At 54.0% G+C, this 25,636-nt stretch carries 38 protein-coding genes; 23 read left to right on the top strand and 15 right to left on the bottom strand.

Going from position 1 to position 25,636, the window contains the following annotated elements; translation table 11 throughout:
* Nucleotides 1-10 precede the first annotated feature (10 nt).
* From SynROS8604_RS05290 to SynROS8604_RS05280, 3 genes are read right to left on the bottom strand one after another with little or no spacing between them, the layout of a single operon-like run.
* A complete protein-coding gene (locus SynROS8604_RS05290; RefSeq protein WP_186545826.1) occupies nt 11-973 on the bottom strand; it encodes an NAD(P)H-binding protein in 963 nt (320 codons plus the stop codon).
* Between the two features lie 55 nt (nt 974-1,028).
* Nucleotides 1,029-1,127, bottom strand: coding sequence for a cytochrome b6-f complex subunit PetM (gene petM, locus SynROS8604_RS05285; RefSeq protein WP_006852199.1), 99 nt, complete (start codon nt 1,125-1,127; stop codon nt 1,029-1,031).
* Nucleotides 1,128-1,154: 27 nt separating this feature from the next.
* Nucleotides 1,155-2,336, bottom strand: coding sequence for a N2,N2-dimethylguanosine tRNA methyltransferase (locus SynROS8604_RS05280; protein WP_186545403.1), 1,182 nt, complete (start codon nt 2,334-2,336; stop codon nt 1,155-1,157).
* A gap of 37 nt (nt 2,337-2,373) precedes the next feature.
* Here SynROS8604_RS05280 and SynROS8604_RS05275 point away from each other — a divergent pair, with 37 nt between their 5' ends.
* Both SynROS8604_RS05275 and ilvN read left to right on the top strand, forming a co-directional pair.
* The gene (locus SynROS8604_RS05275) at nt 2,374-3,354 is read left to right on the top strand and encodes an alpha/beta fold hydrolase (protein ID WP_186545402.1); all 981 of its coding nucleotides are present in this window, start codon (nt 2,374-2,376) and stop codon (nt 3,352-3,354) included.
* Entirely contained in the window at nt 3,351-3,881 is a 531-nt protein-coding gene (ilvN, locus tag SynROS8604_RS05270) for an acetolactate synthase small subunit (protein ID WP_186545401.1), read from the top strand. The genes SynROS8604_RS05275 and ilvN overlap by 4 nt, the downstream gene beginning before the upstream one ends.
* Nucleotides 3,882-3,890: 9 nt before the next feature.
* On the opposite strand, the gene SynROS8604_RS05265 is transcribed toward ilvN, so the two are convergent.
* Nucleotides 3,891-4,589: a peptidylprolyl isomerase gene (locus tag SynROS8604_RS05265; RefSeq protein WP_186545400.1), complete on the bottom strand. Its 699-nt coding sequence runs from the start codon at nt 4,587-4,589 to the stop codon at nt 3,891-3,893.
* 14 nt (nt 4,590-4,603) lie between these two features.
* Nucleotides 4,604-5,140, bottom strand: a complete 537-nt coding sequence (locus SynROS8604_RS05260; protein ID WP_186545399.1) for a photosystem I assembly protein Ycf4 — start codon at nt 5,138-5,140, stop codon at nt 4,604-4,606.
* Nucleotides 5,141-5,360: 220 nt separating this feature from the next.
* Here SynROS8604_RS05260 and psbD point away from each other — a divergent pair, with 220 nt between their 5' ends.
* The gene (gene psbD, locus SynROS8604_RS05255; RefSeq protein WP_006853965.1) at nt 5,361-6,416 is read left to right on the top strand and encodes a photosystem II D2 protein (photosystem q(a) protein); all 1,056 of its coding nucleotides are present in this window, start codon (nt 5,361-5,363) and stop codon (nt 6,414-6,416) included.
* A complete protein-coding gene (gene psbC / locus SynROS8604_RS05250) occupies nt 6,400-7,788 on the top strand; it encodes a photosystem II reaction center protein CP43 (RefSeq protein ID WP_115071677.1) in 1,389 nt (462 codons plus the stop codon). The genes psbD and psbC overlap by 17 nt, the downstream gene beginning before the upstream one ends.
* A 127-nt stretch (nt 7,789-7,915) precedes the next feature.
* Here the strand turns inward: psbC and SynROS8604_RS05245 are convergent, their stop codons facing one another.
* Entirely contained in the window at nt 7,916-8,173 is a 258-nt protein-coding gene (locus SynROS8604_RS05245) for a hypothetical protein (RefSeq protein WP_186545398.1), read from the bottom strand.
* 59 nt (nt 8,174-8,232) lie between these two features.
* Entirely contained in the window at nt 8,233-8,832 is a 600-nt protein-coding gene (locus SynROS8604_RS05240) for a nucleoside triphosphate pyrophosphatase (RefSeq protein WP_186545824.1), read from the bottom strand.
* A 90-nt stretch (nt 8,833-8,922) separates the two neighbouring features.
* Here SynROS8604_RS05240 and SynROS8604_RS05235 point away from each other — a divergent pair, with 90 nt between their 5' ends.
* The 12 genes from SynROS8604_RS05235 to SynROS8604_RS05190 all read left to right on the top strand — a co-directional run bounded on the left by SynROS8604_RS05235 (nt 8,923) and on the right by SynROS8604_RS05190 (nt 15,861).
* The gene (locus tag SynROS8604_RS05235; RefSeq protein WP_186545825.1) at nt 8,923-9,300 is read left to right on the top strand and encodes an Npun_F0494 family protein; all 378 of its coding nucleotides are present in this window, start codon (nt 8,923-8,925) and stop codon (nt 9,298-9,300) included.
* A 137-nt stretch (nt 9,301-9,437) separates the two neighbouring features.
* Nucleotides 9,438-10,010, top strand: coding sequence for a hypothetical protein (locus SynROS8604_RS05230; protein WP_255445212.1), 573 nt, complete (start codon nt 9,438-9,440; stop codon nt 10,008-10,010).
* A 116-nt stretch (nt 10,011-10,126) separates the two neighbouring features.
* A complete protein-coding gene (locus SynROS8604_RS05225; RefSeq protein WP_255445211.1) occupies nt 10,127-10,762 on the top strand; it encodes an MlaD family protein in 636 nt (211 codons plus the stop codon).
* Entirely contained in the window at nt 10,752-10,931 is a 180-nt protein-coding gene (locus tag SynROS8604_RS15705; RefSeq protein ID WP_255445210.1) for a hypothetical protein, read from the top strand. Before SynROS8604_RS05225 ends, SynROS8604_RS15705 begins: the two co-directional genes overlap by 11 nt.
* 87 nt (nt 10,932-11,018) lie before the next feature.
* Nucleotides 11,019-12,506 (top strand): cobyric acid synthase, encoded by a 1,488-nt coding sequence (locus SynROS8604_RS05220; RefSeq protein WP_186545823.1) that lies wholly within the window; start codon nt 11,019-11,021, stop codon nt 12,504-12,506.
* Nucleotides 12,507-12,609: 103 nt separating this feature from the next.
* Nucleotides 12,610-12,861 (top strand): 2Fe-2S iron-sulfur cluster binding domain-containing protein, encoded by a 252-nt coding sequence (locus SynROS8604_RS05215; protein WP_186545396.1) that lies wholly within the window; start codon nt 12,610-12,612, stop codon nt 12,859-12,861.
* Between the two features lie 7 nt (nt 12,862-12,868).
* Entirely contained in the window at nt 12,869-13,741 is an 873-nt protein-coding gene (locus SynROS8604_RS05210; RefSeq protein WP_186545395.1) for an EamA family transporter, read from the top strand.
* Nucleotides 13,742-13,792: 51 nt separating this feature from the next.
* On the top strand, nt 13,793-13,921 hold the full coding sequence (locus SynROS8604_RS15700; RefSeq protein ID WP_255445209.1) for a hypothetical protein: 129 nt from the start codon (nt 13,793-13,795) through the stop codon (nt 13,919-13,921).
* A complete protein-coding gene (locus SynROS8604_RS05205; RefSeq protein WP_186545394.1) occupies nt 13,918-14,676 on the top strand; it encodes an MBL fold metallo-hydrolase in 759 nt (252 codons plus the stop codon). Before SynROS8604_RS15700 ends, SynROS8604_RS05205 begins: the two co-directional genes overlap by 4 nt.
* Nucleotides 14,677-14,697: 21 nt before the next feature.
* Entirely contained in the window at nt 14,698-15,375 is a 678-nt protein-coding gene (locus SynROS8604_RS05200; RefSeq protein ID WP_186545393.1) for a secondary thiamine-phosphate synthase enzyme YjbQ, read from the top strand.
* 63 nt (nt 15,376-15,438) lie between these two features.
* A complete protein-coding gene (locus tag SynROS8604_RS05195) occupies nt 15,439-15,606 on the top strand; it encodes a hypothetical protein (protein WP_186546123.1) in 168 nt (55 codons plus the stop codon).
* Nucleotides 15,607-15,681: 75 nt separating this feature from the next.
* Nucleotides 15,682-15,861 (top strand): hypothetical protein, encoded by a 180-nt coding sequence (locus SynROS8604_RS05190; RefSeq protein WP_186545392.1) that lies wholly within the window; start codon nt 15,682-15,684, stop codon nt 15,859-15,861.
* 19 nt (nt 15,862-15,880) lie between these two features.
* On the opposite strand, the gene SynROS8604_RS05185 is transcribed toward SynROS8604_RS05190, so the two are convergent.
* The gene (locus SynROS8604_RS05185; RefSeq protein ID WP_186545391.1) at nt 15,881-16,168 is read right to left on the bottom strand and encodes a hypothetical protein; all 288 of its coding nucleotides are present in this window, start codon (nt 16,166-16,168) and stop codon (nt 15,881-15,883) included.
* An 87-nt stretch (nt 16,169-16,255) separates the two neighbouring features.
* Here SynROS8604_RS05185 and SynROS8604_RS05180 point away from each other — a divergent pair, with 87 nt between their 5' ends.
* The gene (locus tag SynROS8604_RS05180) at nt 16,256-17,557 is read left to right on the top strand and encodes an MFS transporter (protein WP_186545822.1); all 1,302 of its coding nucleotides are present in this window, start codon (nt 16,256-16,258) and stop codon (nt 17,555-17,557) included.
* Nucleotides 17,558-17,562: 5 nt separating this feature from the next.
* Here SynROS8604_RS05180 and SynROS8604_RS05175 read toward each other — a convergent pair whose 3' ends face one another.
* A complete protein-coding gene (locus SynROS8604_RS05175) occupies nt 17,563-17,745 on the bottom strand; it encodes a hypothetical protein (protein ID WP_186545390.1) in 183 nt (60 codons plus the stop codon).
* A 300-nt stretch (nt 17,746-18,045) separates the two neighbouring features.
* Here SynROS8604_RS05175 and SynROS8604_RS05170 point away from each other — a divergent pair, with 300 nt between their 5' ends.
* Nucleotides 18,046-18,726 carry a TVP38/TMEM64 family protein gene (locus tag SynROS8604_RS05170; protein ID WP_255445208.1) on the top strand — a complete coding sequence of 227 codons (681 nt, stop codon included), beginning with the start codon at nt 18,046-18,048 and terminating at the stop codon, nt 18,724-18,726.
* 56 nt (nt 18,727-18,782) lie between these two features.
* On the opposite strand, the gene psaK is transcribed toward SynROS8604_RS05170, so the two are convergent.
* Complete coding sequence (gene psaK / locus SynROS8604_RS05165) at nt 18,783-19,040, bottom strand: photosystem I reaction center subunit PsaK (protein WP_186545389.1); 258 nt, start codon at nt 19,038-19,040, stop codon at nt 18,783-18,785.
* Nucleotides 19,041-19,312: 272 nt separating this feature from the next.
* Here psaK and SynROS8604_RS05160 point away from each other — a divergent pair, with 272 nt between their 5' ends.
* Together SynROS8604_RS05160 and gap are read left to right on the top strand one after the other, a co-directional pair.
* Nucleotides 19,313-19,969 carry a L,D-transpeptidase gene (locus SynROS8604_RS05160; RefSeq protein WP_186545388.1) on the top strand — a complete coding sequence of 219 codons (657 nt, stop codon included), beginning with the start codon at nt 19,313-19,315 and terminating at the stop codon, nt 19,967-19,969.
* A gap of 126 nt (nt 19,970-20,095) precedes the next feature.
* Nucleotides 20,096-21,103, top strand: a complete 1,008-nt coding sequence (gap, locus tag SynROS8604_RS05155; RefSeq protein ID WP_186545387.1) for a type I glyceraldehyde-3-phosphate dehydrogenase — start codon at nt 20,096-20,098, stop codon at nt 21,101-21,103.
* Between the two features lie 511 nt (nt 21,104-21,614).
* Here gap and SynROS8604_RS05145 read toward each other — a convergent pair.
* Nucleotides 21,615-21,830 (bottom strand): Nif11-like leader peptide family natural product precursor, encoded by a 216-nt coding sequence (locus SynROS8604_RS05145; protein ID WP_186545386.1) that lies wholly within the window; start codon nt 21,828-21,830, stop codon nt 21,615-21,617.
* A 676-nt stretch (nt 21,831-22,506) separates the two neighbouring features.
* Nucleotides 22,507-22,806 (bottom strand): hypothetical protein, encoded by a 300-nt coding sequence (locus tag SynROS8604_RS05140; protein ID WP_186545385.1) that lies wholly within the window; start codon nt 22,804-22,806, stop codon nt 22,507-22,509.
* Between the two features lie 288 nt (nt 22,807-23,094).
* Here SynROS8604_RS05140 and SynROS8604_RS05135 point away from each other — a divergent pair, with 288 nt between their 5' ends.
* The gene (locus tag SynROS8604_RS05135) at nt 23,095-23,346 is read left to right on the top strand and encodes a hypothetical protein (RefSeq protein ID WP_255445207.1); all 252 of its coding nucleotides are present in this window, start codon (nt 23,095-23,097) and stop codon (nt 23,344-23,346) included.
* A 291-nt stretch (nt 23,347-23,637) separates the two neighbouring features.
* Here SynROS8604_RS05135 and SynROS8604_RS05130 read toward each other — a convergent pair whose 3' ends face one another.
* Entirely contained in the window at nt 23,638-23,790 is a 153-nt protein-coding gene (locus tag SynROS8604_RS05130) for a hypothetical protein (RefSeq protein WP_186545384.1), read from the bottom strand.
* A gap of 54 nt (nt 23,791-23,844) precedes the next feature.
* Entirely contained in the window at nt 23,845-24,198 is a 354-nt protein-coding gene (locus SynROS8604_RS05125; RefSeq protein WP_186545819.1) for a hypothetical protein, read from the bottom strand.
* Between the two features lie 56 nt (nt 24,199-24,254).
* On the opposite strand from SynROS8604_RS05125, the gene SynROS8604_RS05120 reads away from it, so the two are divergent.
* Complete coding sequence (locus SynROS8604_RS05120; RefSeq protein WP_255445206.1) at nt 24,255-24,500, top strand: hypothetical protein; 246 nt, start codon at nt 24,255-24,257, stop codon at nt 24,498-24,500.
* Nucleotides 24,501-24,724: 224 nt separating this feature from the next.
* On the opposite strand, the gene SynROS8604_RS05115 is transcribed toward SynROS8604_RS05120, so the two are convergent.
* Nucleotides 24,725-24,991, bottom strand: a complete 267-nt coding sequence (locus tag SynROS8604_RS05115; RefSeq protein ID WP_186545383.1) for a hypothetical protein — start codon at nt 24,989-24,991, stop codon at nt 24,725-24,727.
* A gap of 274 nt (nt 24,992-25,265) precedes the next feature.
* Here SynROS8604_RS05115 and SynROS8604_RS05110 point away from each other — a divergent pair, with 274 nt between their 5' ends.
* Nucleotides 25,266-25,625 carry a tautomerase family protein gene (locus SynROS8604_RS05110; RefSeq protein ID WP_255445205.1) on the top strand — a complete coding sequence of 120 codons (360 nt, stop codon included), beginning with the start codon at nt 25,266-25,268 and terminating at the stop codon, nt 25,623-25,625.
* Nucleotides 25,626-25,636: the final 11 nt, after the last annotated feature.

The following is a 25,636-nucleotide window of genomic DNA, read 5'->3' as shown; positions in this document are numbered from 1 at the left end:
CCTTAGGCGCCTAGAAGGGCAGCTTTTTCTTGGCGTCCTTGTCCAGATCGGCCTCCATATCCCTGAGGCGCTTCAAAATCGTGTCGTAGTACTCACGGATATAGGCCTCCATCTGGGTGGTTTCGTTGGGATCAAGGCCAAAGGCGCGATAACTGGCCTCCATGGGGGCATCAAGGGAGCCACCACCACCGGTCACTTCCGCGAAGGCAAGGCGCTCTGCCACGTTCACGGCTGGTTCAAAGAACGAACAAATGCTTTGCATCAGATTGAGCAAGGCCCCAGGAACGCGAAACACCCTTGCTGACCTTGAGCTCGCCAGCTCACAGAGTTGAATCACCTCTCCGGTGTTCCAGGCTTTAGGGCCTACCACCGGATAGGAACAGCGAATGGTTTCTGGATGATCCACGGCCGCTACCGCAAAACGAGCCATGTCTTGCGTGTTCATGTAGGCAATCGGAGTGGGACTTCCACTCACCCAGACCGTTTGGCTTTCCAAAATTGGAATGGCGAACTGACTGATCACACCCTGCATAAACGCTGCTCCCTGCAGGATTGTGTAGTCAAGGTCTGACTCCTCCAGCAGTGTTTCGGTGCAGTGCTTGATATCCATCAAAGGGACATTGCGATGCTTTGACGCACCCAAGAGGGAGAGGAACACAAACCGCTTTACGTCGGCTTTTTCACAAGCCCTGAGCAGATTGAGCTTGCCTTCCCAATCGGTGACATAAATGCTGTTTGGATCCGTTGGCCTACTGGTGGCAGCGTCGATCACCGCATCCATGCCATCGAGGGCGTAATCGAGGCTGGCTGGCTCGAGAAGATCACCTCGCGTGAGCTCGCACCCCCACTCCTGTAGGAAGGCCGCCTTTCGAGGTGAGCGCACTACGCAACGCACTTTGTGGCCAGCATCAATCGCTTGTTTTGCGATTTGACGACCAAGCGTTCCTGTCCCACCAACCACCAGAACTTGCATCGGGTCAGTCATTGCAAGCGAGGAGCCTAAAGGGCTCAAAGGCTTGCCGCGCCCTTCAGTCGCCTTGAAGTTTCAAAAGCAGGGCGCCACCAGCGAGGCCCACGGGAATCAACACCCAGAACACGACAGCAATTCCGAAAATTTCCGAAGCCATGAAACGGGATTCACAATCAACATCCATTTAACGATCTTTCCCGCCGAATTCGGCGCATCGTCGTAACAAGATGCCGAGAGGCGCATTGGTTCGCACCTGCCCAGCCATCACTCCACTCACGCAGGCGCCATACCCGGAGGCCCGAAGAGCGGCAACCAAGGGCTCGATCGCCGGCGGACCTTTGAGCTGAAACCGTCGAGACAATTCAGCCGTTGACCAGCAACAGGCCGGTTGACCGGGATCCGCCAACAGTCCCTCCAACATCCGCCTGCTGCGAGGAGCAAGGGTCTGGTCTTGCCCCTCGCTCAACCCTGCATTGAAGCCTGCGTCCAAGCGGTCACTGATCTCCAACAGCCCGTTGATCGCGGAAACATTCTGGAGTGGACCGATCCAGAGCGGACCACTCACCGCCCAGCGTCCGCAGCCATCCGTACAGGCGCAGGGCCTCCACCCCTGGAGGTCCAACATCGCTTGCACCGCTTGATCCCCGCAGCGCTCACAACGGGCGACGAAGCCCAGCTGCTGCTCCTCACCGGAACGGATGCGCTGGCGCATGCGCACCGCCACACGGAAGGTGCGGCCATCGCTGTAGCTGAACAAAGGTTCGAGGCCCCGTCCCAGCAGCCAAGCCTCACGGGCGACAGCAGCCAGTTGCAGACGCAGCGCCAGCTCCCAGCTCGATGGGTGAGCACGAGCCGCGGCACCAAACCGACGCACAGCGGCAAACCGGTCATGCCCCGTCGGAGAGCGACCGTCGGTGCTCGCAAGCAACAGCACGCCTCCAAACCGCATGGCCTGGAGCGTGGACTGGAGCAAAACATTCGGGCAGCCAAACGGATCGATATCGATCAGATCGAAGAAGCGGTGCTCCAAATAGGCCTCACGCAACAGCCGCTCCGCCGGCTGATGGATCTGGTTGAGCACAACCCCGTCGCAGGCATGCAACGGTTCGAGATTGGCAGTCAGCAGCGGCCCACGCTCTTGATCGGCGTCATTCACCCAAAGCTCCACAGGCTGATGAGACGCTCCTCGCGCCTCCAGTGCCCAGCGCAACGAACGGATCCCGCAGCCAGCCATGAGGTCAAGCCAGCGCAGGGGACGTTCTCTGGAGGCGCCCTCCAAGGTGGAAGCGGCTAACAACACGGAGAGATCTCTCGCCGGTCTGGAGTCGGGGCGAAAGAAACCACTCCCGGGCCGCAATGTGGCCATCCCTTCGCGATAGTGAGCGTTCAACTCCGTCAGGCGTGTGCACGCAACCGCTCTCCAGCCTGCCTCCAACGGTGCCGAATGGGGCGAAAGCGCTATTTGGGCCTGGAAGAGCTACCGCTGTCACTGGCGCGTGCTCGGAGAGCCCGAAGCCCCGGCGATGGTTCTGCTGCATGGGTTTGGTGCCAGCAGCAGCCATTGGCGGCACAACGCCGCCCCGCTCTCGAGGGCTGGATATCGGGTTTATGGACTTGATTTGATCGGTTTCGGCCGCTCTGAACAACCGGGGCTTCATCCCCAGATCCGCTTGGACAACCGTCTTTGGGCGCGGCAGTTGGCAGCCTTTGTGGAACAGGTGGTTCAAAAACCTGCTGTTTTGGTGGGCAATTCCTTGGGGGGTCTCACCGCACTCACCACCGCGGCCTTTCGGCCTGAATTAACAACGGCAGTGGTTGCGGCGCCGCTGCCCGATCCCGCCCTGATCAAGCCGCTGCCACATCGGCTGTCACCCCGCCGTCGCAGGCTACGGAATGCAGCGGTGCCGTTGCTCTGCCGCCTACTCCCTCTCGAACTTCTTGTTCCCTTGATCAGCCGCACCTCGCTGCTGCGCATGGGGCTCCAAGGGGCTTATTCACGCTCCATTCGCTCCGACCGAGAATTGCATCAGCTGATTGCCCACCCAGCCCGTCGCAGGACCGCCGCACGCAGCCTGCGCGCCATGAGTGTTGGCATGGCCTTGCGTCCACGGGGAGCCACAGCACCAGCGTTGCTGGAGCGATTAGCCAAGCAGGATCGGCCCCTGCCCCTCCTGTTGCTATGGGGACGGCAAGACCGATTCGTGCCTTTGCTGATTGGCGAAAACCTTCAAAGGCAGCATTCCTGGCTGAAGCTCTGCGTGCTCGACGGAAGTGGCCATTGCCCCCACGATGAAAGCCCCGAACACTTCCATCAAGAGCTTTTGCGCTGGCTGGACATTAATTTAGAGAGAACAAGCGCGCTGGAAGCACAGCAACGGGCATGAAGCACACCCTGTCCGTCCTGGTGGAGGACGAATCCGGCGCACTAAGCCGCATCGCCGGCCTGTTTGCCAGACGTGGCTTCAACATCGACAGCTTGGCGGTGGGTCCTGCTGAAACGAACGGGCAATCGCGTCTCACCATGGTTGTGGAAGGCGATGAGCACACCCTTCAGCAAATGAGCAAGCAGCTCGACAAGCTCGTGAACGTGCTCCAAGTGCTCGACCTCTCGCAAATCCCTGCAGTGGAAAGAGAGCTGATGCTGATGAAGGTTGCCGCACCGGCAGAACAACGCAGCGGCATTCTTGAATTGGTGCAGGTCTTCCGCGCCAAGGTGGTGGATGTGGCCGATGACGCGCTCACCCTGGAAGTGGTGGGAGATCCGGGCAAATTGGTGGCCTTAGAACGCCTGATGGCTCCCTACGGGATCTTGGAAATCGCCCGAACCGGGAAAGTGGCCCTGGAACGGGCTTCAGGAGTGAACACCGAATTGCTGAAATCAGCCATCAGCGGAACGCGTGTCCCTGCTTGACGGCTGCAATCAAAGGCCTGGAGTGAGCAGCTTTGCTTTGAGCAACTTGTCGTCCTGTTCGATCGCATCCACAACATCCAGGCCGTCGGTCACACGACCGAAAACGGCGTAGCGGCCATCTAGCTCAGGCAGAGGTTTTAAGGCGATATAAAACTGAGCGCTGGCCGAATCCGGGGATTGGGAGCGAGCCATCGCAAGGGCTCCCCGCTCATGACTCAACGTGAGCTTTTGCAGATCGCTGGGATTGGTGCTCTGGCGGCTGTAGCGGGGCTCCTCTTCATTTTGATAAGACAGCTCAAGGGGGATGAAGCGGGCTTGACCATTGTCTGGATCGATAAAACTTCCCTGGCCGTATTGAGACTTCAAGGTGCTGGCGTCGCTGGATGCAGGGTCGCCACCTTGAACCACAAAAGGCACAGGCTCACGAATCACTCTGTGGAAAACGGTGCCGTCGTACACACCTCGTTTGACAAGGTCCACAAAATTGCCGGCCGTCACAGGTGCCGCATCACCATCGAGCTCAAGCTTGACCACCCCGCGGGTGGTTGTGAGCTCCACGTTGGCCTTCCCTTGAAGACAGGGACTGCTGGCCTGGCTGCAGCCCGAAGGGACGGAAGCCGTCGACGTTGTCGTGGACTGGGAGCAACCCACCAGAAGGGGCAAGCAGACGGCAAGGGATAGGAGCGTCCGCATCATTGAGCGCTTCATAAAAGAGAAAAAGATCAAAGTCCTTCGAGATTCACACCTAAAAAACGTGCCAATTCAGCTCCCTCCTGTTCCAACTGGGCCAGAGGCAGGGGTTCACCTACTCGGGTGAGGGGCATGTCCCGTCTGCCACGCACCCGCAGCGAAACCCGGCGACGCGTGTTGAAGCCATCTCTCACTTCAACTTTCACCGCCTGAATGTCCTTGATGGGAATTTCAACACTGATCGGCTTACGAAATCCACGCCTCGAGATGGTCACCACACCCGCGGAGCGATCAAAACGGTTGCTACCCGAGCCCACATTGATCGTGATCACGGCCCAGAGATACGTGGCGAGCAGAGCTGCTGCGAGGCTGTACAACCCCATGACGAGACCCTGAGGAACAAAGACCAAGCCGGCGGGATGGCCCAGGGGCAGGAGATCCCTACCCAAATAGCTGGAGAGAGAGGCAAACAGGAAACCTATACCGCCAACCGTGACCATCAAGGCCACGAGAATGTTCGAAAGCCGGCGCGAGCCGAGGACGGGTTGTTCGAGCAGATCAGCGGCCATCAAAGCCCAAAGTCAGAGGTCATTTTGGACTGCAAAGCCAATCAGCTGAGCCCGCTACAAAGCATTGCCACGAAACGAGGACTCAAATCGAAAGAAACCCAGAAGATGCATTCCGATACAACGGGTTTCAGCTGAGCCATCTAAGCCCCGAAGCACCCAACAAGATTGTTAAGGTCCCCCATGAACCCAATGCATGCGGGTTAACCGCACCGTTCAACTCATGACGATCGCTGCAGGTCGCATGCCGCAGCGGGGATGGTTCGACGTCCTCGATGACTGGCTCAAACGCGACCGATTTGTTTTTGTCGGCTGGTCCGGCATTCTCCTTCTTCCCACGGCCTACCTCTCCATTGGTGGCTGGTTAACGGGAACCACCTTTGTAACTTCTTGGTACACCCACGGCATTGCGTCGTCGTACCTCGAGGGTTGCAACTTTCTCACCGCTGCTGTGTCTACCCCCGCTGACGCGATGGGTCACAGCCTTCTCTTGCTCTGGGGCCCAGAAGCCCAGGGTGATTTTGTCCGCTGGTGTCAACTTGGAGGCCTCTGGGCTTTCGTCGCACTCCACGGCGCCTTCGCACTGATCGGCTTCATGCTGCGTCAGTTCGAAATTGCTCGTTTGGTCGGCATTCGTCCTTACAACGCCATCGCCTTCTCAGGTCCGATTGCGGTGTTCGTCAGTGTCTTCCTGATGTACCCCTTGGGGCAGAGCAGCTGGTTCTTTGCGCCCTCCTTTGGTGTGGCTGCAATTTTCCGCTTCCTGTTGTTCCTCCAGGGCTTCCATAACTGGACCCTGAATCCATTCCACATGATGGGAGTGGCCGGCATTCTTGGCGGTGCACTGCTTTGCGCCATTCACGGCGCGACTGTGGAAAACACCCTTTTTGAGGATGGTGAACAGTCGAACACCTTTAAGGCGTTTGAACCCACCCAGGAAGAAGAGACCTATTCGATGGTCACCGCCAACCGTTTCTGGAGCCAAATCTTCGGAATTGCGTTCTCCAACAAGCGTTGGCTGCACTTCTTCATGTTGTTCGTGCCAGTGATGGGCCTGTGGACCAGTTCCATTGGCATCATCGGCCTTGCACTCAACTTGCGTGCCTATGACTTCGTGTCACAGGAAATCCGCGCTGCTGAGGATCCTGAATTTGAAACCTTCTACACGAAGAACATTCTTCTGAATGAAGGTCTGCGTGCCTGGATGGCACCGGCTGACCAGCCGCACGAAAACTTCGTCTTCCCTGAAGAGGTTCTGCCCCGTGGAAACGCCCTTTAATTCCGGTCTTATCGCCACTGGCGGTAAAGACCTCGACTCCACCGGCTTCGCCTGGTGGGCCGGTAATGCTCGTCTCATCAACCTGTCTGGCCGACTGCTCGGTGCCCACGTGGCCCACGCTGGTCTGATGGTGTTCTGGGCTGGCGCCATGATGCTGTTCGAGGTGAGTCACTTCACCTTTGATAAGCCGATGTATGAGCAGGGCTTGATCCTGTTCCCACACGTGGCCACCCTTGGTTATGGCGTTGGTCCTGGCGGTGAGGTCACCAACCTCTACCCCTTCTTTGTTGTTGGTGTTCTGCACCTGATCAGTTCCGCCGTGCTTGGACTCGGCGGCCTGTATCACGCCCTTCGTGGTCCAGAGATTCTGGAGAACTACTCCACTTTCTTCTCCCAGGATTGGCGCGACAAAAACCAGATGACCAACATCATTGGTTATCACCTCATCCTTCTGGGTGTGGGCTGCCTGCTCCTGGTCTTCAAGGCCATGTTCTTTGGTGGTGTTTATGACACCTGGGCCCCAGGCGGTGGAGACGTTCGTTTGATCACGAACCCCACCCTTGATCCCGGTGTGATCTTCGGATACCTGTTCCGCGCACCTTTCGGTGGCGAAGGCTGGATCATCGGTGTGAACTCCATGGAGGACATCATCGGTGGCCACATCTGGCTCGGTTTGACCTGCATCTTCGGTGGCATCTGGCATGTCATCACCAAGCCTTTCGGCTGGGTGCGTCGCGCTTTCATCTGGAATGGTGAGGCATACCTGAGCTACAGCCTTGGCGCTTTGAGCTTCATGAGCTTCATCGCTTCGGCCTACATCTGGTTCAACAACACCGCTTACCCCTCGGAGTTTTACGGCCCAACAAACGCCGAATCCTCCCAGGCACAAAGTTTCACCTTCCTTGTGCGTGACCAACGCATGGGAGCAAACATCGGTTCCGCCATGGGCCCAACCGGTCTTGGTAAGTACCTGATGCGTTCACCAACAGGTGAGATCATCTTTGGTGGTGAAACCATGCGTTTCTGGGACTTCCGCGGTCCTTGGTTGGAGCCCCTTCGTGGACCCAACGGCCTAAGCCTCGACAAGCTTCAGAATGATATTCAGCCTTGGCAGGTTCGCCGCGCCGCTGAGTACATGACCCACGCTCCCAATGCGTCGATCAACTCTGTTGGAGGCATCATCACCGAACCCAACTCGGTGAACTTCGTGAACATCCGTCAGTGGCTCGCCGCGACGCAGTTCATCCTTGCCTTCTTCTTCCTTGTTGGTCACCTCTGGCATGCAGGCCGCGCCCGCGCTGCTGCAGCTGGTTTCGAAAAAGGAATCGATCGTCAAGCCGAGCCCACATTGGCCATGCCTGACCTCGACTGATCATTCATTGATCACCTATCGCAACCCTCGCCGCAAGGTGAGGGTTTTTTTATTGGTCAAACATTGTTGACAAGCATTGTGGATCAAACATTGGCCGTCACAACGAACGGCCCTCCTCAAGACAAGCTCAGAAGCCAACATCCAACAGGGAAACCCCTTTAGGGGCACGGCCCTTTTCCCCTGAAGCCGCTGGAGTCACTGTTAACGATTCCGCCTGACTCAAGTCTTCAGAGGAGAAATTCACCTCTTCAACGCTGAGCTCACTGGATGCATCTTGAGGCGTTGCGTCAAAGGATTTTTGAAGGGGTTCAAAAGCAAATGCAGGCGGCACTCCTGCCGTGACAATCAGCAGTGAAAAACAGCGGCAAAGCAGGCGGTTCATCATGGTTGCGACGCAAGAGCTGTCTTCGATTTAGCTATAATAAGAGAAAATTGCCAACGGCATTAGGAGAGCGCCAGCCAGCGTCGAAGCAGCGGCAAGCTCAGGCCGATCACATTCGAATAACAACCATCGAGTTGCTCCACACAGCAGCCACCGCGTCCTTCGAGCGCAAAACCACCAGCACACTGCAAAGGCTCTCCTGAAGCGACGTACGCCTTCACTTCCGCATCCGTGAGATAGGCAAACAGCACACGGGTCGTGACACACGTGCGCTGCTCAGTCGCTGCACCGTTGCTTGAACGAGCCAGCGATGGGGGCAATAAACAGTGCCCGGTGTGCAGCTCAGCCCACCGCCCGCGCATCCGTTGCCAGCGCTCGACGGCCTCATCAGTATCCACAGGCTTACCAAACACCTCGCCCTCAAACGCAAGCACCGAATCACAACCGAGCACTGCCGTGATCGAGGGATTGCGCACAGCACTCTGGGAAAGGGTCCGCTGCACAGCCAATGCCTTGGCCTCTGCCAATAGCTGCACCAACTGGGCTGGATCAGGATGCTGAATCTGATCCTCATCCACGCCGCTCACCCTCACCTGATGGGGGATCTGCGCTTGCTCCAACAGACGGCGTCTGGCTGGAGACGCGGATGCCAACAGCAACACAACCAACTAGCAACCTCGATCAGTTTGACGCTGTTCACAGCCACGCTTGGAATCAAGCGGGAAGAGAATGATCTCCGAAGCGGCAAGGTCGTGACCTCATCCACCACCCTGGTATCGGAACGGGCCTTGAAGCGGGCACGTCAGGCCATGCGCTGTCTGCCGTTTCGCCGCGCCTTCTATGACGACCTAGAACACGAAGCCCGAAGCAGCACCCAGCTCAGCAGCCAACAGGATTGGATGGCTATCAGCCGCAAACCTCTCTCTTGCTCGAGCACGGAAGACGATCTGATCTGGCTCATTCAAGTCGGCGTGCTTCGCCGCGAAGTGGATGGCCAAGGACTCACAGAGCGGGTGCGGCTCACGCCGATGGGACGCGACCTCCTCGATCATTGGGATGGTGAGATTCCAAGGGCAGATGCACTACAAGTGATGCATCACTGGCTGCGCAGGCATCGTCCACGGCTATGACCTCGTCTCGATTCGAATTAACCCAATAAAAGGCTCACAAATTTGAGCTCACCAGCCGACAAAAAGGGGGACATTCTCATAACGACTGGTCACTCTTCATCGGTGATTCAGCAAGGGTGATTGCCAAGCATTTCCAGTTGAAAACCATTTTGCTGGTGGCAGAGCGCGATGGTCAGCGCTGCGCCGGTCCTGTGCTGATTGCAGGCATCGCCGTGGGAGTGGGAGTGATCCAACTCTCCACTGGCACCCTCAAAGAAGCCAGCCCGTTGAGCTTGCAGATGCTCAGTTTGCTGGTGCTTGAGCTGATGGGTCCGCTGCTGGTGAGTGTGCTGGGGATGGCCCTTTTGCTCCCACGCTGGATCGATCGTGTGGCATCAACAGGTCATCGCGCCTGGCGCCGTTCCGTTCCGGGAGCGGCCTTGATCGGCATCGTGCTGATGCTGATGTTTTTCAGCGCCTCTCTGCTAGCAGGCATCCTGATCACCCCCCGCAGCGAACTCGGGATAGAGCTGTTCGCGCTGTTGGCAAAAACAAGCTTTGTTGACTTGCTGCGCTCACTCCTGCGTTCAGCTGGCTTCCTTGCAGCACTCTGTGCCTGGTCTCAGTGGAGGGCAGAGGGGCCGCTGCGTCAGGGCCATCGCAAGGCTCATATCGTCAGCAACTTGCTCATGGAAGGCTTGATGATGGGGATCGGCCTGAAGCTGATCTGATTCCTAGTGACCAAAATTCTGCCCATGAAGGAATTGATCAGGTAACGCTTTCTCCCAGACAACAAGGACAACGAATAGACCGTCTTCTCTTCCTGGGATCAGGCCTTCTGCTGGTTGTGTTTGTCCTCGTGGGGTTTGCCAAAGCGCAGCGCTGGGGCACCCGGTTTGTTGACATCTTCATCAAAGCCAGCGACGTCAATGGACTGAACCACGGAGAAGACATCCGCATTGCCGGCATCGTGGCGGGTCAAGTGGGAACGATGCATCTCGATGATCAAGGCGAGGTGAAGGTCACGCTCAAGATTGAGGAAAACAAAGCCCATCTGATCGGGCCTTCCAGCAAGGCAAGTCTCGCCAAAGAGGGGTTGATCGGCGAGCCCTATCTCGTGATCACTGCCGATCCCAGACCACGAGAACAAGCCCAGGAGATCAGAGGCCGCACCATCGGCTACGACGAACCGATCCATTTCGATGCCCTGCTCAAAGAGCTGGCCAGCTCTCAACAACTACTGAATCTCACGCTGCGCAATACCAACGCCTTAACAGCAGCAGACGGGAGCATCAGCACAGCCTTTGATTCCACCCGTCGTCTTGCGGAGTCGTTGCAAAAGGAAGTCACAGCCGCGGCCCCCGTGGTGCGGGAATCCATCGCCAGCGTGGCCAAAGATGTTCACGCCGTGAGCCAATCCACCGAGGCTGTGGAGCAAGACACACGATCCTTCATTCAAGAAAACCCAACCTTTGGTTGTTGAGTCGCTCAAGGATGCCGATCAACTCACCCGTTCCAGTCAGGAGTTGATTGACATTTTGCGCCATCTGTTTGGCTCCTGGTTGGAGCCTGTCAATGGTGGCGGTGAAGACGTTCTCGAGAAACAGAGCTCGATGACCCAAGAAGAGCCACGCATTCCACGACAGGAATGATCTCCTGGGGACTAACCCTTCCTTGGACCACTCCAAAGAGAGAATGATGGCTCCGATGTTTCCTTTGCTCCCTTGCAGCGCCCCCTGATGGTGCTTGGCACCTCGAGTGGTGCCGGCAAAACACTGATGACAGCAGCTCTCTGCAGGGTGTTGAAACGACGTGGAGAGCAACCGTTGCCCTTCAAAGGGCAAAACATGAGCAACAACGCCTGGGTGGATGCGTCCGGAGGCGAAATGGCCTATTCCCAAGCGATGCAAGCCTGGGCAGCCAAACTCGAACCCTGCTGTGCCATGAACCCGGTGCTGCTCAAGCCGAAAGGCGACAGCACGAGCGAAGTGATCCACTCCGGCCAAAGCGTCGGCAGCGCCAGAGCGGAGCACTATTACCGCGATTGGTTCCGCCCAGGTTGGCAAGCGATTCGCAGCGGATTAGCCGAGCTGCAACAGCAATGGCCCCATGGACGTTTGGTCCTGGAAGGGGCCGGCAGTCCTGTGGAGGTGAACCTGCAAAAGCGCGACCTCACCAACCTGAGGCTGGCGCAATATCTGCGAGCCAACTGCTTGCTCGTTGCCGACATCGAACGGGGCGGCGTGTTTGCCCAAATCGTTGGCACCCTCGCCTTGCTTCGTCCGGTCGAGCAACCTCTGGTGAAAGGGATCTTGATCAACCGCTTTCGCGGGCGCCGAGAACTCTTTGATGAAGGAAGAACCTGGCTCGAAGACCACACCGGAGTGCCGGTGATGGGCGTCATGCCATGGCTCAACGATGTTTTCCCACCTGAGGATTCCCTCGACTTACTCGAGCGCAAACCAACGCGAGGAGCAACTGACCTCGAGATTGCTGTGCTCAAGCTGCCTTCCCTCAGCAACTTCTCGGACCTCGATCCACTTGAAACCGAGCCCACAGTGAAACTGCGCTGGGTCGCCCCAGGCGAAGACCTTGGCCAACCCGATGCCGTTGTGATCCCAGGCAGCAAACAGACACTTCGCGACCTTGCTGCAATCCACAACAACGGGCTGGGGAAGGCGCTTTGCTCCTACGCCGCAAACGGTGGACACATCTTTGGCATCTGCGGCGGGATGCAGATGCTTGGCGATGAACTTTGCGATCCCGAGGGTCTAGAAGGCGGCGCCCCAGCCAGCCACAGCAGCCAAGAGGGCCTGGGCCTCCTGCCACTTCAAACGGTGTTTTCAGCAGATAAAGCGCTTCAGCAGCGCAGCAGTGTGGCTCAATGGCCCGAAGGAGGCAGCGCTCTCAAGCTCGAGGGATTTGAGCTGCACCATGGCCGCACCACAGGATCTGAAACCTGCCAAATGCTGTGCCGTGATGCCGATCTTGGCTGGGTGAATCCCATCGGAGAGCAGGGAGGTCTTGTGGCAGGCACCTATCTCCATGGGGTGTTTGAAAGTGGCCCTTGGCGGAGACGCTGGCTGAATCAGTTGAGGAAGCGCAAGGGATTGCCCCCGCTCAGTGAACAGCAACCGCATCACAGCCGGCAGCGAGATGCCCTGCTTGATCGTCTCGCGGATGCCTTCGAGCAACACATCAACCTCGAGCCACTGCTAGCCAGCTAACGGCTGAAACCTTTCGATCTTTGAGGCTCGTTAGAGTGAATTCAGAACTGAAGCAGTCGGTACTGCATCCACCCGAGGGTGTCGTTTTGCCTTTAACGCCACCATGGGGAACAAGCCGTCGACCATCACAATCCAATGGCCCAATGGAAGCCAAAGCGTTTGTTCCAAAGGTGATGACTGGCTGAGCGCTGCTCAAGCGGCAGGAGTGCACATCCCTACAGGTTGTCTCGGTGGGAGTTGTGGCGCATGCGAAATCGATGTCAATGGTCAAACGGTGCGTGCCTGCATCAGCACGGTGCCAGCTTCAAGCTCCGGATCCCTTCGCGTGGAATTCGCCACAGACCCCTATTGGTAGTTGAAACATGGGCGTTATCGCGGGGTTGGTCGCAGCGCTGGCTTGGACCTTGGCCAGCAGCCTTTGGCGTGGCCTCTCCACCTCACTGACGGCTCTTGAACTGAACGGGCTGAAAAACGCGATCGCCTGTGCCCTGTTGCTGCCGGTGCTCTTGTTCCTGCCATGGGCAGATGAGAGCCAAGCCCTGCTCTGGCTGTTGATCAGCGGTGGGCTCGGCATCTCCTTAGGAGACAGCTTTTATCTGGCCGCCCTTCGTCGTCTTGGCACACGACGCACCCTCACGCTTGAGGCTCTGGCACCGTTGCTCGCAGCCCTCGGCGGACTCGTCGTGATGGGCGAGAGCATTCAAGGGCAAGCTTGGTTAGGCGCGGCGATGGTGTCGCTATCGGTTTTGCTTGTCGCGCGTCAGAGTCCACCGGACAGCACGCGCGATCGCGATCGCAGTCGGAGCGTGCAATGGCAAGGGATTGTCTTGGCGCTACTCGCCGTGTTGTGTGGAGTGAGCGGAGCAGCCGTCTCCCGCAGCGTTTTGATCAGCACGGATCTCACGGCATGGCAAAGCGCAGCCACTCGCCTGTTGGGAGGGTTGTTGCTCCTGCTGCCATGGCTGCGGATCCGCACCCTGTTCCCGAAGCCCCGCCCAAACCACAGGCGCTGGCCAAGAGTGCTGTTGGCCACCCTGCTCGGCACCAATGTGGGGATTGTGTTGCAGCAGGTGGTGTTGAAGCAATTGCCCCTCGGTATCGGCATCACGGTTTTGAGCACGGCCCCCGTGATGGCTTTATTGGTGGCAGCACCGGAAGGCGACCATCCACGCGCAGCTGGCGTGTGCGCATCACTCCTGGCGGTGAGCGGAATTGCCCTAGCCGTTCTCGCCTAACTCACGGAGCAAGCCAACGCCCTTCTACGGTTCAGTCACTGATTAGCGTTCATGAAAGCCCGCCGCTTGGTTCCCCTAATCGGCTCCGTTTTGGCCCTTTTGGCCATGTTGGCTTGGATCGGTGAAATCGATCTGGGCCTCAGTGAATCGCTGCAGACGCCAAAGAAGGAGCAGCAATGAGTTCACAAGCAACCTATTTCGGTGCCAATGGTTGGCTTTTGGAAATCGCTGATCTTCGTGTACTCGTCGACCCCTGGCTCAGTGGCCCCTTGGTGTTCCCGCCTGGAGCCTGGATGCTGCGCGGCGAACTGCCCCACCCCTGGCCTGTTCCGGAGAATCTTGACCTGCTTCTGCTGACCCAAGGACTCGCCGATCATTGCCACCAACCAAGCCTGAAGCTGCTGCCGCGCAACCTGCCTGTGGTGGGCTCTGCAGCTGCCGCAAACGTGGTGAACCGTTTGGGTTTTGAACAGATTGAAACCCTCAAACCGGGTGAAACCTGCACCATCAAGGAGCTCAGCATCGAGGCCACAGCAGGCGCAGCGGTGCCCAATGTGGAAAACGGTTACCTCCTTGATTGGTCCGATGGGTCGTTGTATCTCGAGCCCCACGGCGTGCTCGATCCCAAACTGGCCTCCCGGCCTGTCGATACCGTGATTACCCCGGTGATCGACCTCGGCTTACCACTCGCCGGTAACTTCATTACCGGTGCCAGCGTGCTTCCAGACTTGATTCAACGCTTCACGCCCCGGACGGTGCTGGCCAGTACAACGGGTGGAGACGTGACCTTCAGCGGACTGATCAGCACCCTCCTGCAAGGGGCGACGATCAAAGAGCAGCCTGATCCACGCGTTGTCATCCCAGTGCCTGGCGAGCCTTTCGGGCTAGAAGCCCACACGGCAAGCCCAGAAACAATCAACACCGCTAAACCATAGAGATCCCTGGACCAAGTCTCGATGGCCTTTGCACAGTCCTTGACGCAACTCGAGATCCCAACCAAAGGGAAAGGGTTCACGCGACTGAACGAGCGCATTGAATCCTGGCTCGGAAGCAAGGACATCGAGCAAGGGGTTTTGCACCTCACCTGTCTGCACACCAGCTGCAGCCTCACGATCAACGAAAACGCCGATCCACGCGTGCTCAAGGATTTAGCCGCCTGGATGGAGGCCGTTGTGCCACAGGACGGCAAAGGACCGGCAGACGCTCAAGGCCAACGGCGGCGTTATCTCCATGACGACGAAGGAGACGACGACATGCCTGCTCACATTCGAACGGCCCTCACCAGTCAGACCATGACCCTCAGCGTTCAAAACGGTCGCTTGCTCTTGGGCACCTGGCAAGCGGTGTATCTGTGGGAGCATCGCCAACTTGGAAGCACGCGGCGCGTCGCTTGCCACTTGATCGGAGAGAAACCAGCAACCTCAACACAGGCATCCTCATCACAGGCAACCGCAACACGTTTAACCACAACGCAAACAGCGAGCAACCAAACCCTGCTCAATCTGCGCAACGCCACACGATTGAATCAACAAATTCAAGACAGAATTCAACCCGAAGCCTGGGCTGAAGATGGTGGGAATGCAACCGATGTTGACCTCTTAATTGACAGATTGCATGACATCAGCGACAGCTGATTCATTCGAACGATCCGTGCTTGGTCTCAGCCGCTACTAAAGATTCAGGCAACCCTCAACAAGATGGGAAGAGCACAAGCAGGAGCCGCCCACGTGATTGGACTCAGACGGCTTTATTGCAACCGCAATGGTGTGTTTTTGATGGTTGATGTACCGGCCGCAGACGTCGAACCCAAAAAAGCAGAGCTGATCCTCAAAGGCTGGCTGATTGAAGACGACATCCTTGTGTAAAACAAAAGCCAAGGAGACGTCCGCAATTGGGCAGCACGAGACGACAAGCTGGAAGGAGAATTCACTTAACGCACCATGGAACCCATCACTTGGCTGATCATCACCTGGGCCACCTATGGGGCTCATCGCACCACTGCGGCCCTAGAAAAAGTTCCACAAGCCTCAAGAGATCAGTGCGAAGCCAACGCAACATTGATCAAGGCATGGCAACCAAAAGCCAGCACCCTATGCATTGAAGGGCTGGGCTCGCCCTAATCCACTTCAAGGAGCTTGATTAACGGCGGGCAATCCCTCTCCCGCCACCGATCAAACCAAAATCAATCAATAAACCAATTCCAACAATGAGGAGTCCACTAAACGAACTCATGCCGCCATAGGACGCACTCGCCCAGCAGAAACCCAAGGTGGTGGTTGGCAATATCACCAAGCCAATCAAGGGTGCAACAAAATCTGGAAGAGGTAAGCCACTGAAGGGACCGAGCACAAAGGGCGCATTCACAAACCAGAGAAGAATCAGAATCAACCTGGGAACGAATAGGCCCAGAGCAGCCAGTAGGCACATCAGCGTGAGGGAGTTTGAACTCTCTTTAGCAAAGTGAGTTCAACCGTGCCCGGTCGTCCAATCTGGAGATTCGGGACGGCTGTGTTGATGCTGGAAGAACAAGGGAATGGTTCGAAACCGCCATCCAGAGCAAGGGTCTTAATCGCCGGTCTGATCGGCAACGTGATGGAGTGGTACGACTTTGCCCTCTATGGCTACTTCGCCACGGTGATTGGCCAACAATTTTTTCCCTCAGCCAACCCAACGGCGTCCCTGATTGGTGCCTTTGGAGCATTTGCTGCTGGATTCATCGTCCGCCCCCTTGGGGGAATTGTCTATGGCCGCATCGGCGATTTGGTGGGACGTCGCCGCGCCCTAACCCTGTCGGTGATCGCCATGGCGATCCCAACGGTAGGGATGGCCTTTTTACCCACCCATGCCCAGATCGGAATTGCAGCGCCGATTGCCGTGGTGCTGCTACGGCTCCTGCAAGGCATTTCAGCCGGGGGGGAATACACAACCTCGATCATTTTCCTGGCCGAATCCGCTCCAGATCGACAACGGGGCTTCTTTTGCATCTGGGGACTCTGGGGTTCAGTGTTGGGGATGCTGATGGGTTCAGCCTTTGGAGATCTCCTCACGAGAACCCTCACACAAACGCAACTGGGGGATTGGGGTTGGCGCGTGGCCTTTGCCCTGGGCTCCGTCGTGGCCCTAACGGGGGTGATTATTCGCCAAGGCGTTGAAGAAGACAACACATCCAACAAAACAAAAACCCCACTCTCCTCAACCCTGGGTGCCCACCGAACGGCATTCTTCAGGGTGTTGGCGCTGAACATTGCCAGCAGCGTTGGCTTCTATGCGGTCTATGTCTATTTAGTGACCTACGTCGAAGACGTGGACGGGATCGCAGACGGCGTGGCTCTCAGCCTGAATACGGATGTGATGGCTGTTTTGCTGCTGCTATACCCGATCACAGCCTGGCTCTCAGACAGGATCGGCAGAAGACCGATGTTGATGGGTGGGGCAGCCCTGCTCTGCATTGGGGCACTTCCATTCCTCCAACTGATTCACAGCCAGGACCCACAATCGATCGTTCGTGGAGAACTGGGATTCACACTGGCGCTTGCCGTGGTGGATGGTGGCAAGGGCCCAGCCAACGTGGAGCTGATGCCCGCGGAGGTGCGATGCACGGGGACAGCCTTGGCCTACAACCTTGCGGAGGGCTGGTTTGGTGGAACCACCCCACTGATTGCGGCTGTACTGATTGCGAGGGCGAGCGGAAATCCCATCTATTTAGCGATCTGGGTGGCACTCAGTGGTCTTTGCACCTTTATGACAGCTGCCTTCTTCACAAGGGAGACAGCCTTCAAACCCTTACTGAAACAGGCTCAGCCCCAACAGTGCTGAACGATTCAGGCCGCCATGGGGAGGAGCTCTTCTTCGTCGTCCTCTAAATCAGAGAATGTTTGACCAGCCTCAATGTCGTACAGCTTGTACAGGGCCATGGTGGCCTCCGCCCAGGATTCGCTCTCGACAGACTCCAGAAGCTGCTGGAAAACCAGAACATTCACCACTTCGAGATCAATCGAATCCATAGGAACGGGGCATTTGCCGGAAAGGTAACGCTGACAAAGCAATCAAAATCAAGCCAATCCCAAAGAAAACCTGTGGATCAGGAGGAGGAACCAAACAAAAGCAGGCGGAAAGTCAAAGCAACAGCAACAGAGAACTGAAATCAAGCAAGAATTTGAAAACCCAGAAAACAAACAAAAGAAGTGTGGATTAAAAGAAGAATCGCAGGCAAGAGATTAAGGCAAGAAAAAGGCAATCAATAACAAAAAAGCTGTAACAACTCATTCCACATCGAAATAAAAAGGGTCATGCGCGATTAAAAAATGCAAAAGTCAACAACGTTCAAACTCCATCAGCGTTACGTGCAGCGACTTCGCAAAATCATTGGCGTCAGCGCTGTTGTAGCTCTGGCCATTGTTGTGCTCCATCTCGCCCACACCCACGCCCTCGAACCCCTGCGTGCTCAGGTCGAAGGCATGGGTGTATGGGCACCACTTGGGATTGTGGCGCTCAGGGGAGTCAGCATCCTGCTTCCGGCCTTACCGAGCACAGCGTATTCACTACTTGCTGGCGCACTGCTTGGGTTTGAGACAGGACTGATCACAATCTTCATTACCGATCTAGTTTTTTGCCAAATCGCATTTTTGGTAGCCAAACGCTTTGGACAAAAACCCGTGCGAGCCCTCGTAGGAGAGAAAGCAAGCAAACGCATTGAAAGCTTCAACCAGTCACAAATCGAAGGAAATCCTTTCTTCCTCACAGGACTGTTAATGACAGGTCTGTTTGATTTTGTGAGTTACGCAGCGGGCCTTGGCGGAACCAAGTGGAAGATATTTACTCCAGCACTCATCATCAGCGTGGCATTGAGTGATCCACCCATTGTTGCCCTGGGCGCTGGGGTCTTTAGCGGAGGGAAGTTAATGCTTGGGCTAGCGCTTCTAGGCGTCTTTGCCTTAGCCCTCGTTGCTGGACTTGTCAAAAAGTATCAAAGAAAAACTACATAAGCCAAGGCAGCCGCCCTCAAAAAATGAGGACAGCATTCAAGGCAACAGACCTACAACTAAAGCAAGCCGGCAGCGCCGAAGCCGAGAATGACACCAAAGCCAATGACATGGCCAAGACTGGTTGTAGCCAGTAGAGCCTCTAAACCCAAACCCCCAAAGTATTTAGGATTAGGTAGTTGAGTCCCCTCCCCGGCCTGAAAAATTGTTGTTCCGAGATAGATAGCAAGGATATTGCACAACACCATTAAGAGACCCACCTTTGGAGACCAACTGAAGGTTGCAGGAGAGGCGACTGCCAAAAGGTTAAAGGCCATGGATGCAGGTGAATTTGGCTCATCATCAGGCCAATTGCATCAGCCGAAACCATTTCGTAAAAAGGCTTCAAACGAACGACGGACAAGCTAGAAAGTTAATCGTCATCACGCGACATTCCACGGCGAACGAGAAACTGCGTGAGGGCTAACAAACCGAGCAGAAATGCGGATGCAATCAGAAGCTTCAAAACCAAAACATTCAGAACATGCCCATCAATGCAGGCAGATGATTAAAATAAAGCCATGATAGGTGAACAACCAGCCTAACGATCATGCGCGTAGCACAGATGTTGATGGTCACAACATCAGCTCTCCTGCTTTCAGGATGCATGCAAGAATCAAACAAAACCAAAGTCTCGTCACAAGGTGAGGGACCTATCGAGATCAAACTCAACCAAGGCAAACCACAAGAAAGCAAAGGAATTGCTCAAAGCGATGGCCAAGAGATGCTGTTCGAGGTGGGCTATGGGAAAAATGGCGTTGGATGCATCGGCAGCACATTTCAGGAAGGTATAACCCCGCTAGGAACCTTCAAAGTGAATGCAATTATGAGCAAAGATAGATTCGAAATGGATGAAGCGCTGATCAAAAAATCCGGGAAAACAAAACAATATCTAGCCAAGAATCTATTCAACAATATGAACTCTATAGACTTTAAAGGAGATGGGGAAACTGGTGAGTACGGATCAGGATATATCAGCCTTACCCCAGTACCACCAACACCCCAGCCATTCAACTTTAACGCATACGACGGAATCTACCGGTGGTACAGCTTTGCAATTCATGGAACGAATGATAAAACACGTATCGGGCAACGCGTAACAGGTGGTTGCATCAATATGAACAACAAGGATCTCAATAAACTCATCAAAACCATCAACCTTGGCGATGAAGTCCTTGTAACATCAAATCAACCCTGCAATCTCTAAAGCCAAAAAGACAACACGCTAAACACGAAATCTGAGTGTTAATACCCAATAACATGTGAGCATCCTCAAATACAGACATGCAGAACGATGCACAGGTCCTATAACTAGTTTTTAGGGTTACCGCCCATGACCATCCGCATCGGTATTAATGGATTCGGACGCATTGGTCGCCTGGCTTTTCGCCAAGCCGTATCCATGGATGATGTTGAGGTGGTAGCAGTAAACGATTTGATCGACGTTGATTACCTCGCCTACCTACTCCGATACGATTCAACGCACCGACAATTCCAAGGCGACGTAAGAGTAGAAAATAAAAATTTGATCGTTAACGGTAAATCAATCCGTATTTCTGCTGAAAGAGACCCGAAGGAACTTAAGTGGGGGGATATCGGTGCCGATTACGTGCTGGAAAGCACAGGGTTTTTTCTTACGGACGATAAGGCGAGAGCACACATTGATGCTGGGGCAAAACGCGTTGTGATGAGCGCTCCCTCAAAAGATGAAACACCGATGTTTGTGATGGGTGTAAACCACAAAAACTACCAAGGGGAAGAGATCGTATCGAATGCAAGCTGCACAACAAACTGCCTCGCCCCATTAGCCAAAGTTGTCAATGACAATTTTGGAATCGTCAGTGGATTGATGACAACAGTCCACGCAACAACAGCCACACAAAAACCCGTCGACAGTCCATCTCTCAAAGACTGGAGAGGGGGTCGCGGAGCCGGTCAAAGCATTATTCCTAGTTCTACCGGAGCCGCCAAAGCTGTTGGAAGGGTGATTCCTGAGCTGAACGGAAAACTTACAGGGATGGCATTCAGGGTGCCTACACCTGATGTATCAGTGGTTGATCTCACAGTGAATCTGGAAAAATCAACCAGCTATGAAGAAGTAAAAGCTGCCATGAAAGCAGCTGCAGAAGGGGAGTTGAGAGGGATTCTCGGCTACACCAACGACCAGGTGGTTTCCAACGACCTACTCGGAGATAGTGCAACATCCGTCTTTGATGCAGGTGCAGGAATGGCACTCAACGACCGATTCATGAAGCTCGTTGCCTGGTACGACAATGAATGGGCCTATAGCTGCAAGTGTATTGACCTCATTAAACATATGGAAACCGCACAGATGAGATAGATTTATACAAACGCATCAATGATCATTCCAGCCGAACAAAGCATCGCTTCTCATCGGACTGGAATGGTGGTCAAAAATAATCCGAGAATTCTTTTGCATGAAGAGATGGCATGCAAAAATAGCGATAGAGCAACGATAAGGATGGGGGCCACACCGTGACAAATGTGCCAGATTTTAATTCGTCAACGGAGAAACGAGCACGGTTTGGGAAAGTCTTTTCAACCAGAGTAGAAAAACTGGTTGAAGATCTCCAAGCAATGTCAAAAACGGCAAATCTAGAGATCTATGAGTTTGACGACGAATTGGTTAAAAAACTCTTTATAGAGCTAGCAAAACGATTTAGAGCAACCGCCCATCGATTCGGAATAGAATTTGAGATCAGCATTGATCGAGAACCAATCGAATAATCCAGGCAAATGAAATATTATCTTCTACTTGAAAGAATATCGGTTCAAAAAACACCTCCACAACAGCCATCAGACTGCAAATAGTGACAACTCAGCTTTTCAAACTAATTGTATTCACCGGGAGTTTCTTGTTTAGAGACTGTCACGCGACCCACTTTTTTCCCAGATTGGCGTAATAACTCATCTCCAGAGAACTCATAACATAATTTGGCAGCAATTTTGGCTACATCATCCGCTGTTGAAGCCGAGAGAACGGTGGATTTAAGCGCCTCGTCGTCCTGCATCTTGACGAGAAAAGCTTTGAGTTGATCAAGAGCCATAGAAAAATCCTCAGCAACAACAACGAGTCATGGAATCAATTGAGCGAGTCGGTTTTGGCGAACAAGAGCCAAAATCACGAACAACCAACACTGTTCAGCGCAATCCTAAAGAAAAACTTAAACAAAATGGACTTTCGTGAAGGGAGAGCGCTAAAAACACAATACTATCTTACTTTCAACACATTCGACAGAGCAAAAGACATGAAGTCGCTCGAGAAGGCTCCATCCTGTTTCATGCATTGGTGCGTACAAAAGGTCACTTCAAGCCTTTATTCAGTCTCTGCCACCACCAATGGAGTGCATTACGACCACGTAGGAAACTTCAGGACAGTGGGAGAGGCCCATAAGGCAGGACGGCGCTATGCAGCCACACAATCTCATCATCAGCAAAAGTGTGCATAGCAAGCAGAGAGTTCGCTAAACGGCCAAACAACTGACAAAGCCAACGTTGCAAAAGTACAAACAGCAGGCAAAATACTGATATCAAAAATCAATCAATTGAGGCTCAATTTTTCTACATCTTGGATTCAAGCTTGCGCCACCTGCGCTGCAAAACATTGCACAGCCAAGGCAAAACAATAACGTCCACTATCACAAAGCCTTAAAGCGCTGCCATTAAAGAGAGACACTTTAAAGCCATCACACAAAAGGCTTGATTGGTGCTTAAAGCATCAAGCTAGTCAACCAATAATGAAAGATGACGGTTATCAACCTCAATCATTTCATCCTCATCCTGGTGAAACCAACAGCCATACAGCAAATTGATAATCCGACTCACATCAAGATCTCGGTCGGCCACTTCCTGCCACAAGCGTCGAGACAACTCGCGGTCATCAAGCTTGAACTGAGCTTGAACAAGGCTTCTGGTGATCGAAAAATAGCTCTGACGATCATTGCGTAGACGGCATTCGGATGCCGCATCGACGGACATCAGTGAAGGCTGAGCCTGGAAGACGGAAACAGCAGCTTTGGACATGAAGATTCTCCAAATTTCAGAAACGTAGGGGAGCTAGCTCTCCCCATCGAAAAACGACAACAAACGGTGGTGCCAATCCTCAACATGCCCTCCTTCTCTGTCTTAGTGAAACTGTTGGAGGTGACAGCTGAAGTCAGCTTGCTTCTGCTGAAGACTCAGGTGGAGTGTCGTCTGTCAAAGCGTCTCCGATCTCATCTCAACAGTTTGAGCCAACAACCACCAACTGGCATCGGTGTTAAGGCGCATTGCCAAACCAACAAAACCGTCCCAAAATGAGAGGCTGTGGTGATGTCTGCTCTGAAGCCAAACGATCATCAACCATCAGCTGTAGCCACAAAAAGATCAATGAGCGATTACGAGCAACTGCTAGAGCAATTGAACAAAGTGCTTGTCATTGCTAAAGCCAATGGAAACAAACTGTTTATCGAAAATATCGAGCGAGATATCAAGGCATTAGAAGCTGGTGAAGAGTCTCCCATCATCAAAGAATATCTAACACCCGAAGAGAGACGATTAAACAACTCCACAGAAGGAAATTAAGCAAGCTGCGCGGCCAAAAAATGACCGACAACTATTGCTTTGGCTTTTTACTAATATCGCCAAAATCGTCATCATTAGGTTGTAAAAACTGCCAGACAACGGGAACAGTAAAAACGATCACAAGGCCAATGGTTGCAAGAATGGCGACTGTGTAATCTCCCACAATCAAAGGCTCGAAGACATCTCAGCATAAAGCCTTTTGGCCAGAGGCAAATCCCAAGAACCAATCCCTGAGAAGCGGAATCAAAACAACCCTTGCAATCCACGGAAACTTTCAATCAAAAGCTGGAGTCAAGGTCGATCAGGCTGTGTTTGAAGGGCAGGATCTGGACGATTGCGAGGGTCTTGGTCATTCCTCCAGGGAGTGAACATCACAAAATTTCCGAACACGAGGCCAGCCGTAATGATCAAGGCAGCAACCTGTTCAACTTTCTCAATCCGCATGCCACGACCTTGAAGCTCTAGCTCTCATGGGCAAACTCAGACGCTCCTTCGGGCTCACCCTCCAGCATCGCCTGTCGTTCCAGAGGGAGCATCACTGAAATCGACGACGAGGTCACCATCACCATCGCGTTCAATCACAAAACGAAACCCATTCACAACGCCAGACCATTCACCTTCCTCAGGTTCCGCACTCTCGCCCGTCTGCTCTGAAACCTTGGTTTCAAACAACGTCGTAAAGACATGCGCTGCAACCTCAGCAGCTTGTACGGCATCCATGTCGTCAAGATCGTGGGCGGCAACCGAGCACCCCTCAAGCAGCTCCGCATCAATCACGATCCCCTCTCCCAAATCAGAGATCAACGCCTTAAGAGCCTCGTCCTGCATTGTTGCTACCACAAAGTGTTCCATCAAACTCGTCACCTGGACGTTGGTCAAGGGAGGCGGCGAACAGGAACACGAGAATTTTGGACCGCACCCCCCCACGAACTGCCGATAACATAGAGATCGTCAGGAGAAGAGTGATGATGCGCTTTGTCTACTTCAGTGTGCTGTTTGCCACGGCATACTGGTTTCTGGTTTCACTCGTACGCTTGATTCTTGCCAAGCGCAACGTCAACGTGATCGTTGAGTCTCCTGAGAGAAATGAAAATGTGAACGCACTCGAGCGAGCCTGGTCAGCAGACATCCCCCAGGTTGAAGAAGAAGATTGAGAACCGATATCAAACCGTTTAAATGATAAAGTGATAAAACAGCTTTAAACTTTGAGCTTAACTTGATCCATCAAAATTCATTCAAACACTCTAAACGCAAGTGATTTCAATCATTCGTTGAGATTATAACCGGTCAATCAACAAATGCTCCACATCATTGGATAAAAACAGTGTCTGATCAGTCTTTCAAGCATTTCTAAAATAAAAACTAGCGTGTTGTCTTATCAGACGCCAACATGCTCTCTGCAACATTCCTCCAATACGGCTAGAAACTCCGACTCCTCGGGTGGTTCATCAAATCTGCTAGCCGATTGAACACAAAACCTGATCCAGGTCTTAGTGGAATCAGCACCAGATTGAACAACTTGGGCGTAGGCGCTATCAAAGGCAACGCCGTCTTTGAGCATCGCACCAATCGCTTGATAGAGACGATCCATCCCATCGAGCTGGGGATCGGCAAACACAGCCCGAATACTATCTCTCGATGCCATGGGGCCTTAACCGCAGAAGCAAGGTTGCAATCAGTCTCGCATTGTGATCAGCGAAGACGCAGCGATGCAAACGAATTGAAAACTCTCCCCATTCGATCCACATTGAGAGACCCTCTCGCATGGAAAAGCATGGGATATTGAGCCGATCAGCTGAAACATGCAACGTGAACAATCAGTCACAAGAAGGACCGATTAAGGGATCGATCCATGCTAAGGATGCATCATAGTATTAAACAATAGAATGCCACTCATCACAATTAATATCACAGAGGGAATGCCTGAAGAGGCGATAGATCAGCTTCAAGAAACCATTCATTCTTGCTTTGTGAGCGCGTGGGGAATCCCAGAGAATGGAGGCTTCTATATTATTAATGAACGTCCAAAATCACGCATGAGGATTAGTCGTGAGATGTGGGGGATTAAACGATCAGAGGATCCACCCCTGCTTCTTCAAATCACATCTTCGCCCAGGAGCAAAGCCTTAAAAGTGGAGTTGTTCCGCATGCTTGCGGAAGCGCTAGAGAAACAAGGAATTCATAAAGAAGACCTCTTCATCAGTATTAGTCCGACACAACGCGAAGACTGGTCGTTTGGAAATGGAGTTGCCCAGTTGCTACAAACGGAAGAGGGTTAAGCGGCAGCGGA

Origin of the sequence: Synechococcus sp. ROS8604, from assembly GCF_014279655.1 — a bacterium.
In the GTDB taxonomy this organism is placed as follows: domain Bacteria; phylum Cyanobacteriota; class Cyanobacteriia; order PCC-6307; family Cyanobiaceae; genus Synechococcus_C.
This window is presented reverse-complemented; position numbering and strand designations above follow the sequence as displayed.